12 protein-coding genes are annotated in these 15,698 nt (G+C 66.3%); 8 read left to right on the forward strand and 4 right to left on the reverse strand.

The window, feature by feature from the left end:
* The first annotated feature begins 91 nt into the window (after positions 1–91).
* Positions 92–2,062, forward strand: coding sequence for an ATP-binding protein (locus tag D187_RS46585; protein ID WP_002627189.1), 1,971 nt, complete (start codon positions 92–94; stop codon positions 2,060–2,062).
* 9 nt (positions 2,063–2,071) lie between these two features.
* Here D187_RS46585 and D187_RS46590 read toward each other — a convergent pair whose 3' ends face one another.
* Complete coding sequence (locus tag D187_RS46590; protein ID WP_002627190.1) at positions 2,072–2,662, reverse strand: TetR/AcrR family transcriptional regulator; 591 nt, start codon at positions 2,660–2,662, stop codon at positions 2,072–2,074.
* Between the two features lie 49 nt (positions 2,663–2,711).
* On the opposite strand from D187_RS46590, the gene D187_RS46595 reads away from it, so the two are divergent.
* Together D187_RS46595 and D187_RS46600 are read left to right on the forward strand one after the other, a co-directional pair.
* Positions 2,712–5,003, forward strand: coding sequence for a molybdopterin-dependent oxidoreductase (locus D187_RS46595; protein ID WP_002627191.1), 2,292 nt, complete (start codon positions 2,712–2,714; stop codon positions 5,001–5,003).
* A 273-nt stretch (positions 5,004–5,276) separates the two neighbouring features.
* On the forward strand, positions 5,277–6,269 hold the full coding sequence (locus D187_RS46600) for a LysR substrate-binding domain-containing protein (RefSeq protein WP_002627192.1): 993 nt from the start codon (positions 5,277–5,279) through the stop codon (positions 6,267–6,269).
* Positions 6,270–6,279: 10 nt separating this feature from the next.
* Here the strand turns inward: D187_RS46600 and D187_RS46605 are convergent, their stop codons facing one another.
* The gene (locus D187_RS46605) at positions 6,280–6,996 is read right to left on the reverse strand and encodes a DOPA 4,5-dioxygenase family protein (protein ID WP_002627193.1); all 717 of its coding nucleotides are present in this window, start codon (positions 6,994–6,996) and stop codon (positions 6,280–6,282) included.
* A 154-nt stretch (positions 6,997–7,150) separates the two neighbouring features.
* Positions 7,151–9,784 carry a hypothetical protein gene (locus tag D187_RS46610; protein WP_155894048.1) on the reverse strand — a complete coding sequence of 878 codons (2,634 nt, stop codon included), beginning with the start codon at positions 9,782–9,784 and terminating at the stop codon, positions 7,151–7,153.
* Between the two features lie 465 nt (positions 9,785–10,249).
* On the opposite strand from D187_RS46610, the gene D187_RS53430 reads away from it, so the two are divergent.
* The 5 genes from D187_RS53430 (at position 10,250) to D187_RS46630 (ending at position 14,871) form a co-directional block, all read left to right on the forward strand.
* Positions 10,250–10,483, forward strand: coding sequence for an RCC1 domain-containing protein (locus tag D187_RS53430; protein ID WP_306413603.1), 234 nt, complete (start codon positions 10,250–10,252; stop codon positions 10,481–10,483).
* 903 nt (positions 10,484–11,386) lie between these two features.
* On the forward strand, positions 11,387–11,665 hold the full coding sequence (locus tag D187_RS46615) for a hypothetical protein (RefSeq protein WP_043435209.1): 279 nt from the start codon (positions 11,387–11,389) through the stop codon (positions 11,663–11,665).
* A gap of 444 nt (positions 11,666–12,109) precedes the next feature.
* On the forward strand, positions 12,110–13,660 hold the full coding sequence (locus D187_RS59050; RefSeq protein ID WP_002627196.1) for a M57 family metalloprotease: 1,551 nt from the start codon (positions 12,110–12,112) through the stop codon (positions 13,658–13,660).
* A 645-nt stretch (positions 13,661–14,305) separates the two neighbouring features.
* A complete protein-coding gene (locus D187_RS46625; RefSeq protein WP_043435214.1) occupies positions 14,306–14,623 on the forward strand; it encodes a hypothetical protein in 318 nt (105 codons plus the stop codon).
* Positions 14,620–14,871 carry a hypothetical protein gene (locus D187_RS46630; RefSeq protein WP_020918744.1) on the forward strand — a complete coding sequence of 84 codons (252 nt, stop codon included), beginning with the start codon at positions 14,620–14,622 and terminating at the stop codon, positions 14,869–14,871. The genes D187_RS46625 and D187_RS46630 overlap by 4 nt, the downstream gene beginning before the upstream one ends.
* Positions 14,872–14,976: 105 nt before the next feature.
* Here the strand turns inward: D187_RS46630 and D187_RS46635 are convergent, their stop codons facing one another.
* On the reverse strand, positions 14,977–15,618 hold the full coding sequence (locus D187_RS46635; protein WP_002627197.1) for a hypothetical protein: 642 nt from the start codon (positions 15,616–15,618) through the stop codon (positions 14,977–14,979).
* Between the last annotated feature and the right edge of the window lie 80 nt (positions 15,619–15,698).

Genomic DNA, 15,698 nt, shown 5'->3' on the forward strand with positions numbered 1-15,698 from the left:
TGGCCTGCGAGGGAGCGGCCGGGACTTCCAGGCGAGCTGTGCGTATTGATTGCCAAGGACATCGCGACAGGCGGAGGGGAAGAAGGGAGACATGGCCGATACGCAGTGGAGCGAGGCAGGGCTGGAGGCGACCGACCCGGCGAGTGTCTCGCCGGACTCTCCGATGCTCTGGCTCGGAGGTGGCCTTCTCCCCCGCTTGCGCTGGGTGAGCCCCTCCCTCTTGCAGGCCCTCGGCCATTCCCTGGAGGAGTGCAAGGCACGGGACTTCGTCCAGCGGCTCGTGCACCCGGAGGACCTCGACCGGGTGCTGGAGGCCTGGCGGAGGGTCATCCGGACAGGTGGGTCGAGCTCGGTCGAGTTCCGTGCCGAGGCGACGCAGGGAAGGCTCGTTCACCTGTCCGTCGAGCTGAGCGCCGTCGAGTCCGCGGCGGATGGAGGGGGAGAGCTCATCGGCACCGTTCGAGTCCTCGTTCCCGCCGCGCGGCCCGTGTTCCAGTCACCGTCCACCACCTGTCCGTTGCTGGGGGAAACGCCGGAAGAGGTGGCCCAGGAACTCACTCGCTCCGAGCGCGAGCACGTGGAACTCACCGACACCGTCGATGGCATCGTCTGGTCCACGGATGCGAGGTTCCGCTTCACGTTCGTCAGCAAGCAGGCCGAGCGCCTGTTGGGCTATTCCACCCAGAAGTGGATGCAGGAGCCTGATTTCTGGGTGAAACACCTGCACCCCGAGGATCAGGACTGGGCTCCGGCCTTCTGTATGAAGGCGGCGATGGAGTGCAGGGCGCACGAATTCGAGTACCGGATGATCGCCGCGGATGGGCGCGTCGTGTGGCTGCGCGACATCGTCACGGTGATTTCCGAGGACGGCGTCCCTCGCGAGCTGCGCGGCATCATGGTGGACATCACCGAGCATCGCCGGGCTCGCGAGTACCTGGAGCACATGGTGTCGCTCCTGCGCGCCACCCTCGAATCGACCGCGGACGGGGTGGTGGTGGTCGACCAACGCCGGCGGGTCACGGCCTACAACAGGAGGTTCCTGGAGCTCTGGCGGATGTCCGACGAGTTCCGCAAGGACTGGGACGGCGAGAAGATGCTCAGGTACGCGCTCACCCAGGTCCAGCATCCGGAGCAGTTCCGCGAACGGGTTCTGGCGCTGCGCACGGCTCCCGAGCAGGAGAGCCACGACACCATCGAGATGCGCGATGGGCGCATTCTCGAGCGCTACTCCCGCCCCCAGCGGTTGGGAGACACCATCATCGGCCGTGTCTGGAGCTACCGGGACGTGACGACGGAGCGCCGTGCACAGGCGGAGCGCGAGCGGCTGCTGCACGAGGCCGAGGAAGCCATTCGCGTGCGCGATGACTTCCTGTCCATTGCCTCCCACGAGCTGAAGACTCCGCTCACCCCCCTCAAGCTCCATCTGCAGGTGCTGCGGCAGCGGGCGGTGTCCGGACAGCCCTTCCCGCTCCAACATGTGGAGAAGGCGCTCGCCCAGGTCGCGCGGCTCTCCGGGCTCATCAATGATCTGCTGGACACCTCGCGCATCCAGGCGGGACGGCTGGAGCTGCGGCACGAGCCCGTGCCGCTCCAGCAACTCACCCGCGAGGTGCTCGCGGACCTCCGCCCGGTCAGTCCTCACCACACGCTCGAGTACGAGGAGCCCGACGAGACGCTCACCATCCAGGGGGATCGGGGACGGCTCGCCCAGGTGCTGGTGAACCTGCTGGAGAACGCCATCAAGTACAGCCCCATGGGGGGAACCATCCGCCTCACGGTGGAGCGCTATGGTGGCCAGGCCCTCGTCTCGGTGACGGACAGGGGAATCGGCATCCCGTCGGACCAGAAGGCCCACCTCTTCGAGCGCTTCTTCCGGGCGCGCAACGCCCCCATCTCGGGCTTCGGAGGGCTGGGGCTGGGGCTCTACATCTGCCGTGACATCGTCGAGCACCACGGAGGCCGCATCTGGGTGGAGAGCGAGGTGGGATCCGGCTCGACCTTTCGTTTCACGCTCCCGGCGTTGGAGGGCGCGGCCGACGCGCACGCGCTTCCCGGGCCTTGAGTTTCGGTATCAAAACGTCCCTTGGGGAGGGGGCCGCATCCGGAGCGAAGCGAGGCTAGCGCGTACGCTCTGGCGTGCGGCCGCGAGCACCTCGTGCTTCGCGTTATCTGTCGCGAGACCACGCGCGATCATCACCGCCCCGACGCACTGATTGAGCAGCGCGAAGGCGGCCGATGAGTCGCCCACCTTCTCGGAGAGGACGGCCATCAGCTCCGAAAGCGCGCGCTCGAACACCTTCTTCGTCTCGTGCGGAGCGCGGCCCACCTCCGAGGCGAGCGGTGGCAGCACGCATCCCGCCTCCGGATGCCGCACGTGCGCGAGGCTGAGATAGGCGTCGAGGGCGAGGAGCAGTTGCTCTTCGTTGCGCGGCTCGAGCGTGGAGAAGCGAGCGCGCGTCGCCTCGAGCTCCGTCTCGACGATGGAGGACAGCAGCTCGTCCTTCCCTTCGAAGTGCCGATAGAACGCGCCGCTGGTGAACCCCGCCGCGCTCACGAGCGCATCCACTCCGCTGCCCGCGAACCCCTGCTGCTTGGCGAGCGAGGCACTGGCGCGTACGAGCTTCTCACGGGACCGCGACTTCTGTTCAGGGGGATGGCGCATGGGGTGCCCACGAGGATAACGTTCGTTATCTTCCTGGCAAGGGTCCCCCATGACCACCGAACAGACCGCCTGCATCCTGTGCTCCCGCAACTGCGGACTCCGCGTCGAAGTCGAGGGCTCACGCTTCACGAGCATTCGTGGCGATGAAGCGCATCCGGTGTCCAAGGGCTACCTCTGTCAGAAGGCCGCGCGGCTGCAGCACTACCAGGAGAACGCGGACCGCCTCGAGCATCCGCTGCGACGCGAGCCTGATGGCTCCTTCGTCCGCGTCGGCTGGGACGAGGCGCTCGCGGACATCGCCAGGCGCCTCATCGCCATCCGCGAACGGCACGGCGGGCGGGCGTTCGCGTTCTATGGCGGCGGTGGCCAGGGCAACCACCTGGGAGGCGCCTACAGCCGGCAGCTCACGAAGGCGATGAAGAGCCGCTTCGTCTACAGCGCCCTCGCACAGGAGAAGACGGGCGACTTCTGGGTCAATGGACGGCTCTTCGGGGATCAGCGGTGCCACCTCACCGAGGACGTGGAGCACGCGGACTTCGTGCTGTTCATCGGCACCAACCCGTTCCAGGCGCACGGCATCCCCAACGCACGCGACACCCTGCGCGAGCTGAAGAAGGATCCCGCGCGCCAGATGGTCGTGGTCGATCCGCGCAAGACGGAGACCGCGCGCCTCGCGGATGTCCACCTGCAGCTTCGCCCCGGCACCGACGCGTTCCTGATGGCGGCCATCCTCGCCATCATCGTGCGCGAGGGCCTGCATGACCGCGAGTTCCTCGCGCGGCGCTGCACCGGCTTCGACGCGCTGGAGGCGGAGCTGCGCTCGATACCGGTCGAGGACTACGTTCGCCGGGCCGACGTGCCCCTCGCCGACGTCGAGCGCGTGGCCCGGGGGTTCGCCCAGGCCCGCACGGCCTGTGTGCGCATCGACCTCGGCCTGCAACAGAGCCTCCACAGCACGCTCAACTCCTACCTCGAGAAGCTGCTGTTCCTCGTCACCGGCAACTTCGGCAAACGAGGAGGGAACAACTTCCACTCGTTCTTCCTCCCGTTGCTCGGCCACACCGACGAGCGGGACAGCCGGCACCCCCGCACGGCCCATCACAAGATGCATCCCATCTCCGGGATCTATCCGCCGAACATCCTGCCCAGCGAGATCGAGCATGAGGGAGAGGACCGCATCCGCGCGATGTTCGTCGACAGCGCCAACCCCGCGCTCACGGGCGCGAACACCGCCGCCTATGAGCGGGCCTTCTCCAAGCTCGAGCTGCTGGTCGTCGTGGACGTGGCCATGACGGAAACCGCCCGGCTCGCCCACTACGTCCTGCCCGCGGCGACGCAGTTCGAGAAGTGGGAGTGCACCGGCTTCAACCTCGAGTTCCCGGACAACGCGTTCCACCTGCGCCACCCCGTGTTCCCGCCGCGGGCGGAGGCCCTGCCGGAGCCAGAGATCTACACGCGCCTGCTCGAGGCGATGGGAGAACTCCCGACGTCCTTCCCACTGCTGCGACGCATCGCCACGCGCGAGCCCGCGGCGACGAAGCACGTCGTCTTCCTCGCGGCGATGGGCGCCCTGCTGGTGAAGAAGCCCCGCCTTCGGCCCTTCGCCGCGTCCATCATCTACCGCGCCCTGGGACCGACGCTCCGGACCCCCCGCGCGAGCGCCTCGCGCGTTCCACCCGCCGCGGCGGCGCCCCTGCTCGCCCTGGCCCTCCAGCTGGCGAACCAGGAGCCCGCCGCCGTGCGTCGTGCCGGGCACCGGGGCAACCGGCTCACGTTGGGCGTGTCGTTGTTCCACGCCATTCTGGAGCGCGCGGAGGGAACCCTGGTCACCCGGCATGAGTTCGAGGACACGTGGTCGTTCATCCGGCACCGTGACGGGCGCATCCATCTCGACATCCCCGAGATGCTCCAGGCGCTTCACGCGCTTCGCGACGAGCCTCCGGCGGACCACCCCCTGGTGCTGATCGCCGGCGAGCGCCGGGGATACAACGCGAACCAGATCTACCGGGATCCGGCGTGGCGGAAGACCGACCTCGACGGTGCCATGCGGATGCACCCCGACGACGCGCGTGCGCTCGGGTTGCGGCAAGGCGCGCGAGCCCTCTGCACCTCGGCGACGGGTGAGCTCCCCGTCACCATCGAACTCGACGAGATGCTCCGTCCAGGCATGGTCATCATTCCCCACGGATACGGCATGCGCTATCGCGGGGGCGAGCCGAACGGCCCGCAGATCAATCGCCTCACGGCGAGCGAGCATTGCGATCCGCTCGCGCGCACGCCGTACCACAAGCACGTTCCGGTGAGCGTGCGCGCCATCCAGGATGTGTCCGAGTCGTCGTAGGCCACCGTTATCGCCGGAAGACGCTCAGGGCGGGAAAGGTGTCGGCGGGAAAGGTGTCAAGCGACTCGTCACGACACCTTTGTCGCCTTGATTTTCCCTCGGATGTTGCAAGTATCGTGAGAACGGATGGGTCGACGTTCGATCCACATGCGGTGAGGATGGCGGTCGTGAGCGAGGCGTTTGACGAAGAGGGCGGCAAGCCCGTCCCCATGGGGTGTTGTCGGCACTCGTGCTCCCTCGTGCCGATTCCCGTGGACCCCATGCAGGCAAGCCATGACGCTCACCCAACTCCGCTATCTCATCGCCATCGTCGACGCCGGCCTCAACATCAGCCGCGCGGCTGAACGCGTTCACGCCACCCAGCCCGGCATTTCCAAGCAGATCCGGCTGTTGGAGGACGAACTCGGCCTGCAGCTGTTCACCCGCAGGGGAAAGAACCTCGAGCACCTGACCGATGCGGGCCACGAGGTGGTGCGCCGGGCGCGGCTGATGGTTCTCGAGGAGGCCAACATCCAGGCGCTGGCCGCCAACCACCGCAACCAGGACAGTGGCGAGCTCCGCATCTCCAGCTCGCATACCCAGGCGCGCTTCGTGCTGCCCTCGGCGGTGGCACGCCTGCGTCGGACCTATCCGTCCGTCGCGGTGCACCTGCTGCCGGCCGACGAGAAGAACCTGCTGGAGTGGGTCGGGCGGGGCGAGGTGGACCTGTCGATCGTCAGTGCCGTGGGCACGCCACAGGGCTGCGTGGCGGTTCCCGCCTTCCAGTGGCAACGGGTGCTGGTGGTGCCCAGGAAGCATCCGCTGGCCACGCTGAAGCGGTCGCCGACCATCGCCGACCTCGCCGCCTGTCCGCTGGTGACCTACGAATCGGCGCTGCGGCCCGAGTCCACCCTGCGCCAGGCCTTCCAGCTCGCCGGCTACACGCCCATGCTCGCCTGCACGGCACTGGACGCGGACTTGATCAAGACCTACGTGCGGGCCGGGCTGGGTGTGGGCATCCTGGCGGAAATGGCCGTGCTGGCCGACGACGCACGTGACCTGAAGGTCATTTCCCTGGGTGGCTTGCTGCCGGTCTGCACCACCTGGATCGTGCTTCGACGCGATCAGGTGTTGTGCAATTTCGCCATGGATTTCATCGCCGGGGTGGCACCGCGGGTCGACCCGCTCGACGTGCGCAGGGCTCTGGCGGGCGAGGCGGTGGACTGGGGGGCGGTGCCCTCGTGGTCCGAGTTCACCGCGGTGTCGCGCCTCGCGTCCTTGGGATGACACGCCACGCTCAGCGCTCCAGCTTCACGCTGGGGCGGGTGTTGGGGTAGATCTGCTCGATCTCGGGTTCCTTGCCCGGTTCGGGTTTCGGCCAGTGATAGGCGTTCACCGGCTGCGAGCGATTGACCCACAGCGCGTAGTACAGATGATCCGCGCGCGGGTCCGCCGTATTGGGATGCAACAGGATGGTCAGGCCCAGGCTGTTGAGCTGCAGCCAGGGAATGATGATGGGAACCAGGTCATTGGTGAAGCCGAAATAGAACGAGGGCGTGACATGAGGGCCGCGCGGTTCCAGGTTCCAGTCGCCCAGTTCGACGTTGAAGCGCTCGGCCGCCCATTTGCGGATCAGCGCCGCTTTTTCATGGGTGTCTTCGTCGAAGTAGACGTGCGCGTGGTAGCTCTTGATGTCGGTGTACCGGCGCGGCGTGGTGGGCAGCGTGCTCTCTCCCGGGCGTAGACTGACCGGGCGCGGTGTGGGTTGTTTGTAGGTTTCATAGCCCCACGGGCTCTGGCCGGGCGTGGGGCGAGGGGGTGCCGGTGGTGGCGTCGCACCGGGAGTCGGCCTGGCCTGCTCGGCCGCCAGCGCGTCGGTGGACAACGCGGTGGTGAGGAGCGTGGCGGCGGCCAGTCCGGTGTTGACGAGCAACTGGCGCCGTCCGGGCGACAGCAGGTCCGCCCAATCCTGATCGCTCTCGGCGGTGTGGATGGGTTTTCGTTCTTCCGACATCTGCGTCTCTCCCGCGCCGCGCGGCAGGCGAGCCCATGACACTGCCCGCGTGGCGGATCCACCATCAGTCAACCAGCGTCCCGGGCGCTGGGCCAATGACGGTTGGGAATATCCATATACTGGCACCAGGCTGAACAGGGTCCGCCGAGCCGTGTCAGGGCGCGGGTCCTCCGCCTCCCGTCATGCCCCCCACGGTCATGCCCACGAACTGCACGACCGTCCTGGAGAGCTGTCCCGTCAGTGCCGCGCCGAGGGTGGTGGCCAGGCTCGCGCCGAGCAGGGACAGGGAGGCGGCCACCGTCGTGAGGCCCGAGAGCCCGAGGAAGGTGCGCCAGTGGAAACGGTCGCCCCATGCCGCGCGTGCCACCCACACGTCGAAGCACAACCCCAGCAGGAGGAAGATCATCACCGAGTGCAGCATCGAGAAGACGAAGAGCACGAGGTCGTTCGTGCGCGAGAGCACTTCCAGCCACGAGGGCAACAGACAGAGCTGTGTCACCAGGCAGAGCCAGAGCGCCTTGCGCAGGCCCGTGCGTCCCCGGAGGCTCGAGAAGAAGAACCCGAACAGGGCCGCCGAGGCGAGGACGTTGACCGTGTAGAAGATGAGCAGGAAGCCCAGACCCTTCCAGGAAAAGGAAGGGGTCAGCCCCCACGCCGAGTAGGCCAGCGTCACCGGGAGGAAGAAGAGGCTCCCCAGGCGCATGGCCAGCTTCGCGTTCTCCCAGTCTCCCGCGAGGGGGCCATGTGCGAACACCAGGTCCCTGGCCGGGGTTCCCTCGAGCGAGAAATTCTTCTCGACCTCGGCGATCCGCAGCTCGAGCTTCGATGCGCGCTCCCGGTAGTCGTCCAGCGACAGCTCCCCCTTGGCGAGCTTCGTGCCGAGCACCTCGAGGGCGGCGTGCATCTGTTGCAGCCACGTCAGGGGCAGCTCCTCCAGCCACTGCTTGCGCAGGGACAGCACCTTGTCCCGTCCGGCGAGCAGGGCCTGGCGTCGCTCGGGTGGATGCAGCAGGACAGTGGGAAAGAGCGCGAGACCCAGCAGGGCGGGAAGCGCCCATCCCCCCACCTTGTCGTGCAGGCCGATCCCGTGGATCGCGAAGAGCAGGGCCCCCACCCACGGAATGGGCCCCGGCTCCCGCTGCTCGGTGGCGCTGGCCAGCAAGGCCAACAGCCCCAGCAGCAGGGCATGCCCCAGGACTTCCGGAAGGGCCGTGGAGGAGCGCAGCGCCTCCCAGACGATGGGGAGGTGGGACGCCTCGGCCTGGGCGCGCAGGGCGGGCATGGCCAGGGCATAGGCGATCAGCCCCGGCAGCAGCACGAACCAGCCCCACTCCCCTCGGGGCCAGGCCCGGCCGGAGGGCTGGAGCACCAAGAGGGTGAGGCAGAGCCCGAGCAGGCTGGAGGCCATGAACAGCCGCAGCCCCCAGAGGGCGTGCTCGGAGGGCGAGGGCAGCAGGACCGTCACCCCGAGCAGGAGGGCCGAGGCCCTCCAGGGGGAGGAGAGAAGACCTCCCCACCGCGAGTGGAAGGCGGGGAAGCGCCGGCGCACCAGCCGCGTCCCGACCAGCGTCACCAGCATCACCCCGAAGGGCCACAGGCCCGGGGGAAGACGCCGCGGCGGACCCACCAGCGGGCGCAGCAACTCGATGAGGGGGACCACCAGGATGAAGGCGACGAGCCACTCCGCGAGCAGCCGCGTGCGCCCGGCCCGGGGAAGCTCTGGGTCGAAGAGCTGGACGAGGCGGTGGGGAACCGGGGAGGGCGAGGGGAGCGCGGTCCGGGTCAGCCGGTGGGCCAGCAGGAAGAAGGCCGCGACGAGCAGGAGCAGCTCCGGGCCGGGTGTGAGCAGGAAGGAGGGGAGGGCCGCACGCGGCCTCGCCAGTTGCTGGGAGAACCGGCTCACGGGCCACAGGGAGGTCGTTTCGCCCGAGAAGGCAAGGCGGATCTCCGTCTCGCGCCCAGGGGCCTGTCCGGTGCCCTTCCACCTGCCGACCCCGCCTTCCATCGAGTCTGGTAGGGGGGTCACCGAGCGCAGCGCGAGCCCCGGACTCTCGATGATGAACTCGTCCGTGGCGCGCGAGAAGGGAAAGCCATCTCGTGAACGGAGCACCAGCGTCTCGAAGACCGGGTAGGCGCGGCGCGACAGTGGGATGGACTTCGAGAGCGTGACCTCGGAAGAACCGAGGGTGAGGGTGGGCGTGTGCGGCCCTCGTCGGACGAGGCGGTCGACCGGGGTGGCGTTGAGGAGGACAGGTTGGAACACGCGGGCGAGGGCCTCGTTCGTGTCGTCCGCCAACAAGCCCAGGGACGAGGCCTGCTCCCGGGGGAAGATGGACTCCACGCGCAGCAGGGCGCCCTCCTCCACGGCTCGCAGGCTCAGGACACGGCGCGGGGGCGCGATGCCGAGCAACTCGACGCTCTGGACCGTCACGCTCGGGGGAGTGCCCACGGAGAACTGGAGCACATTGCGGCCTGGCGCGAGCGCCACCCCCTGGAAGTGGAAGCGCCCGGAGGAGCACTCGGCGGTGAGCGGGCTCCCACCCAGGGAGAGCTCGATACGCCGGATGTGCGGGGCACAGCGTCCGGAGATGTCGAGCGACGTGGGGGCTGGCAGCCAGGAAGGGAGCGGCGGCTCCAACGAGAGCACGGCGTCTCGCGAGGGCCCGGCCGCCCTGGAATGGATGCGGAGCCGCACCTGCATCAGCAGCAGGGTCATCACCGCCAAGGCGCCGAACGTCAGCACCAGCCGGAGCCAGGGGAGGGGCACTTTCGATCGGGAGGTCGTCATGTCGGGTGGTCCGCGAGAATAGCCACCTTTGCCGCCGCTTGGATTGAGGGCGGGCAGCCAGACGCGAAGCTTCTTCTTCGTCAGACCACCGGGTGCCCCCACGTCTCCGGCGGTAATCTTCCCCCTTCCTCCGGAGCATGCGCGAGGCCCCCGGGCACCGCTTCCTGCTGCCCGAGGGGCTTGCCCTTGATGTTCGGCCTGTCGGCCCGCCGGGCCAATGGATGAGGCATGGCCGGGGAGTCAGCCTTTGGGTTGAGTTGTGATTCACATGGCATGCGGTGGTTCCGGTGCCATCTCTCCCCTGGCGGTGACGACGATCCCGAGCTGCTTCGGGCCGAGTTGATTCTGAGCCCCGGACGCGGGAACGGTGCGCCAGGGACTTTGCCCCGCTCTTCATGTCGGAATGACTGACTCCGCTCCTACGGCCAGTTGGGGGATGGCACCACGAGCAATCGCTCGGTGCCGGTGCAAGTGCAAGGGCTGAGTGGGGTCGTGGCCGCGGGCTCCTCCCATTCGGTGGCGGTGCGCTCCGATGGTGCCGTGTTGGGGTACAACTCCTACGGCCAGCTGGGCCATGCGCTCCCTTGTACACAACCACCGTCATTCACTCTTTGCTGTATTGATGCAAGACATCGAGGCAGGCGTGTCCCACACCCGAGGTGCCTGTTGGTTGGCTACTGGGGGTCGTTGCGAGAGTAGAATCGTGACGGCCACTTCCGTGTGTTTCCTCTGCGTCCGTGATAATCTCCGAGACTTCGCAAGTGCCCGAATTCGTTGGTGTCTTATAACATGTCTTATGTCGCTGCTCCGGCGGAGGAGGGGGGGATGAGCATCGCCGCAGGCGGCGGGAACGCACGATAGGCGCCCGGAGGGCGGGGGCCTTGCCTGGGCGATGGAAATGGGGGTAGAAGCACGGAGCATGACGTTTCGAGTAGGAGTCTGCGGAATGACCTCTCGTGTAATGGGGCTCGGCGTGTTGGTCGCCACGGCGGTTCATGCCCAGGCAGTGGCTCCAGCTCCACCTCCAGCTCCGTCCATGCCAGTGCCTGTTCCCCGGTACGTCCCCGCGGGAGCGGGGGCACCCAGGGTGGGCCAGCCGGGCGAGCAGAGCGCGCCGATGGAGCGCTCGCCGAACACGCGAGTGCTTCCGCCGACAAGGGAGCCTGGAATCTGGGCCGCGGATGAGCCGAAAGCGGTCAAGAAACCCGTGCCGGCGTCCCCGCCAGACATTGACGAGCTACTGGCTGCTCGGCCGAGTCCTGGCGCTCCCGAACTCCTGAGCTGTCGTCAGCGAGTCTTGCGCGCCTCCAAGAGTTCCGGCCAGGAGGAGACTCGACGCAACCTCCCACGAACCCCCAGGGAGTGCCTCACGGCGCGACTCCTCCTCCACTGTGCGAACGCGGAGTTGATGGAGTTCATGGACCAGGCCGCGTTCACACCCCAGCTCGAAGGCTCTAATCCGATTGAGGCACGGCGCCGTGAGGTCGACGCTGTCTTTTATTGGCAGTCGCGGATTTGTGAGTCCTTCCGCAGCTTGCCGCAAATTGAGTTGCTCTACAGAAACATAGTCGCCACACTCGAGAAACAATTCCGAGGTGCGAAATGAAGACCGTCGAGAGTGCGGTGTGGTTCTGCGAGAAGATTAAGGCCATTCGCGCTGCGGCGGGACATGATGCCGAGAAGCTTGAGGCGCTCTCACTGGCCCCGGAACTTGTTGCCGAGGTGGCAGACCGGTTTCCTGATGATCCCATTTTGGTTGATCAAGTGCGCACAGCCATCGAGCTAGAACTTCCGCTCGCCAGAGTGGGAATCTTTCTCTTAGACGGACCACCGACGGACGAGCAGATAGCGGAATTGCAGAGACGCAATGAGTCGGGGTAGCCCTTCGTCGTGCGTCACGGGGTTCTGGGCGCGAGGCGACCCGCCGGACCGATGAGCAGGTCGCCGAGTTGCGTGCACAAGGGCCTTGCGTGCGATGTCTTGACGGAGGTCATGTCGCGGCCTACGCCGCGATTAGCTGTGACGTCGCTGCGTCCAGAGCGGGGAGCCCGGCAGGTGTGCCGCCACCGCGTCCGGATAACCTTCAGGGCGCGCCAAATGCCCGAATTTATTTCGGTCGTATAAGGCATCTTCTGGCAACTCGCCTTATCGCTTGGTTGCGTGCGTGGTGGGGCCTTGTGCTGCTGCTCCGCACCTTGGCACGTTTGCACGATCCTGCTTCACTTCCTCGGTTTCACCCCTTCGCCTATACTGCCCACGTATCGCCGGAGGTTCGTCGCGAGGCGGCAGTTTCACTGATACAGGTCCAACCAAAAGGAATAACCCATGTTTGCGAGAACGCTCATAATTGTGGCGGGATGCATTGCACTGATGTTTGGATGCGCAGGGCAACCCGATGAGCCGCAGCAGATCGTCGACAATCTGCTCAAAGCCGGGTTCCTGGCCGACGACATCATGGTCGTCGGCGGGAAGGTCTACGTCGGACGGGACGCCGAGGTGTCTCTGGCCGCGTCGCGCGAGATGCTCGGGAGCGGCGATACCTCCGAGGAGCAATATCGAACCAACAACCTCGTCAGCACATCGCTGTCGAAGATCTGCATCAACGGCTCGACGTTCACCGGCGCGTTCAGCACGGCGCTCGACCTGGCCATACAGAACTACGACGAGCTGCCGCTCACCTTCGCCATGGCGCGGACTCCGAGCACCGGCTGCAGCTTCACCATCAACGCGGTCATCCAGCCGGGCGTGGTTGGAGGCTCGGCTGGGTTCCCGTCCGGCGGGCTGCCGTACCACACCATCAACATCGGCGGCGGGCTCTCCTCCTACAGCGTCGACGTCATCGAGCACGTCATCACGCACGAGATTGGCCACACCCTCGGGTTCCGCCACTCGGACTACTACAACCGCAGCATCAGCTGCGGCACTGGCGGTAACGAGGGCGGCGCCGACGTCGGCGCCATCCTCATTTCAGGCACGCCAACTACGGCGACCGTCGGGGGCTCCCTCATGAACTCCTGCTTCCGCAATGTCGAGACGGGTGAGTTCACCTCCGGTGACATCACCGCGCTGACGGTATTGTACAAGCAAAAGGGGGCTGCCAAGAGGGTAATTCGAGGCTTCTTTGGCAAGTGCCTGGACGCGGACGCAACGAGCTCCGGCACCAATGGTACCCGCATCCAGCTCTGGGACTGCAATGGATGGGACAACCAGAACTGGCAATTGCTGGCTGATGGCACTATCCGAAGTGTTGGAGGTAAGTGCCTGGACGCGGACGCCAACAACTCCGGCGCCAATGGTACCCGCGTCCAGCTCTGGGACTGCAATGGATGGGACAACCAGAAGTGGCAATTGCTGGCTGATGGCACTATCCGAAGTGTTGGCGGTAAATGCCTGGACGCGGACGCCAACAGCTCCGGCGCCAACGGCACCAGCGTCCAGCTCTGGGACTGCATTGGGTGGGAGAACCAGAAGTGGCGACCGCTGACTTATGGCACTATCCGAGGTGTTGGCGGCAAGTGCCTGGACGCGGACGCAACGAGCTCCGGCGCCAACGGCACCCGCGTCCAGCTCTGGGACTGCAATGGATGGGACAACCAGAACTGGCAATTGCTGGCTGATGGCACTATCCGAAGTGTTGGAGGTAAGTGCCTGGACGCGGACGCCAACAACTCCGGCGCCAATGGTACCCGCGTCCAGCTCTGGGACTGCAATGGATGGGACAACCAGAAGTGGCAATTGCTGGCTGACGGCACCCTCCGAAGTGTTGGCGGCAAATGCCTGGACGCGGACGCCAACAGCTCCGGCGCCAACGGCACCAGCGTCCAGCTCTGGGACTGCATTGGGTGGGAGAACCAGAAGTGGGTTGTCGATAATTAACTGGCGATGCGCTTCTGGTGGCCGTAGGTCTGTACTCCGGGCCTGCGGCTATGTACAGCCGGATGGCCAGTGGATCCAGGCGTGTCCTTGAGTCTAGCGAGAGCGTCCGTGATAATCTCCGAGGCCAGCCAAGTGCCCGGAATTATTGCGGTCGGATAATGCTGATTATGTCGCTGCTCCAGCGGAGGAGAGGGCGGGGCATCGTCACAGGCGGCGGGAACGCACTGTAGGCGCCCGGGGGTGGCCTTGCCTGGGCGATGACAACGGGGGTAGAAGCACGAGGCATGACGTTTCGAGTAGGAGCCTTCGGAGTGACCCCTCGTGTGATGGGGCTCGGCATGTTGGTCGCCACGGCGGTTCATGCCCAGGCAGTGGCTCCACCTCCAGCTCCGTCCACCCCAGTGCCTGTTCCCCGGTACGTCCCCGCGGGAGCGGGGGCACCCGTGGTGGGGCAGCCAGGCGATCAAGCCGCGCCGGTCGCACGCTCGCCCAACACTCGCGTGCTTCCACCAACACCCGAGCCTGGGCTTTGGGCTGCGGATGAGTTGGGCGCCGTCAAGAGGCCCACCGCCCCCCAGCCGGACGTCGACGAATTGCTCCTTGCCCAACCGAGTCCGGGCGCTCCCGCGCTGCCGTCAGCGAGTCTTGCGCGCCTCCAAGGCGTCTGGCAGCGAGGAGACCCGCCACAATCTCCCACGGACGGCTCGGGCGTGCCTGACGGCGCGCCTCCTCCTGTACTGCTTGAACCGGGAGGAAGCCGACTTCAAGCTTCTCCTGAATAAAACGCCCCGGCTGGCGGGCGTGGAGGAGCTGAGGGCGCAGCGCGAGCGCGAAGCCCTAAAAACACTCCTTTGGCAAGAGATGCTCTGCGAGTCGTTCCGCAGCCTGCCGGTAATCGAGAGTCTATATACCTCAGTCGTTGGGGCGCTTGAGAAACAATTCAAACGTCAGGTGACAGAGTGACGGTAGAAACTCCAGACCGCTTTGGCTGGGTCAACGACAAGTTAAGCGAGATCCGCGCCAACTCTGACCGCACCGTTGCGAAGATCGAGGAACTCACTCGCGACCCAGCGCTCGAGCGAGAGGCGCGCGAAAAGTTTCCAGACGACCCGTACATCCTCAAGATCCTCCATTGGGCTATGGAGAATGAGCGTATCCTGGCGAGACACGGCGTGTTTATCGATTACGTCGATCCCTTCGGCGAGCTTTAGAGTCCACACGTCTGCACCTCGCGACCTACACCTTGGGCGCCCGGGGGTGGCCTTGCCTGCGCGATGGAAACGGGGGAAGAAGCACGGGGCATGACGTTTCGAGTGTTACTTCGGCGTCTGGTGCACCCGGGTGGTGAGCCCCGCGTAGATGTCGTCGACGTCGGGCTCGCTGAATTGCAGATCCTCCGCGGGCGCCCTCGCGAACGGTGGGAGACAGAGCATGAGCGCACGGCGGGCGTGATGAATCGCCTGCGAGCGGCGATCCACCGCATGTTTGTCCGGGGCCTCGTCTCTTTCGATGCAGTGCTGGATGAACCTCAGGGCCTGGGTGAACTCGCCGTTGAGCACCAGGGCGGCTCGAGCGAAGTTGTCGCCGATCAGATAACGCTCCGTCCCCAGCGAGCCCTGAAAGCCCTCGATGCGCTTCTGGAGGTCATCCATCCTGCGGACAGCCTCTTGCCGTTGCTCGGCCACCGCCCTCACGTCTGTCCTGGTGGTCCCCAACAGGCCCACGGCGGACCACGCCAGGGTCAGGGAGAACTCCGTGCCCGACTCCGCCGCGAACACACGGTGGTAGGCGGCGATGCGTGACTTCGCCAACTCGGAGGCGTGTGCCTGGTCGCGCTTGAAGACCTCCAACCGTTTCTGCAGGAAGTAGGTGGCCAGGGCGAAGGCACCACCGAGAATCACCTTGTCCACGACGGTGAGCAGGAATTTCGGCCAGAAGTCGTCCCAGGGTGATGCCACGCATGCCTCCAAGAGTGTGCGGTGCCGACAGTAGCATCCTCGCGGCACGCGGGAGCCCGACATGGTCTCCGTGACCAGTC

It is taken from the genome of Cystobacter fuscus DSM 2262, assembly GCF_000335475.2.
Lineage (GTDB): Bacteria > Myxococcota > Myxococcia > Myxococcales > Myxococcaceae > Cystobacter > Cystobacter fuscus.

Excerpts from the sequence above, each read along its gene's own strand:
- D187_RS46585 (WP_002627189.1), top strand. The coding sequence starts at position 92 with ATGGCCGATACGCAGTGGAGCGAGGCAGGGCTGGAGGCGACCGACCCG.
- D187_RS46590 (WP_002627190.1), bottom strand. The coding sequence starts at position 2,662 with ATGCGCCATCCCCCTGAACAGAAGTCGCGGTCCCGTGAGAAGCTCGTA.
- D187_RS46595 (WP_002627191.1), top strand. The coding sequence starts at position 2,712 with ATGACCACCGAACAGACCGCCTGCATCCTGTGCTCCCGCAACTGCGGA.
- D187_RS46600 (WP_002627192.1), top strand. The coding sequence starts at position 5,277 with ATGACGCTCACCCAACTCCGCTATCTCATCGCCATCGTCGACGCCGGC.
- D187_RS46605 (WP_002627193.1), bottom strand. The coding sequence starts at position 6,996 with ATGTCGGAAGAACGAAAACCCATCCACACCGCCGAGAGCGATCAGGAT.
- D187_RS46610 (WP_155894048.1), bottom strand. The coding sequence starts at position 9,784 with ATGACGACCTCCCGATCGAAAGTGCCCCTCCCCTGGCTCCGGCTGGTG.
- D187_RS46615 (WP_043435209.1), top strand. The coding sequence starts at position 11,387 with ATGAAGACCGTCGAGAGTGCGGTGTGGTTCTGCGAGAAGATTAAGGCC.
- D187_RS59050 (WP_002627196.1), top strand. The coding sequence starts at position 12,110 with ATGTTTGCGAGAACGCTCATAATTGTGGCGGGATGCATTGCACTGATG.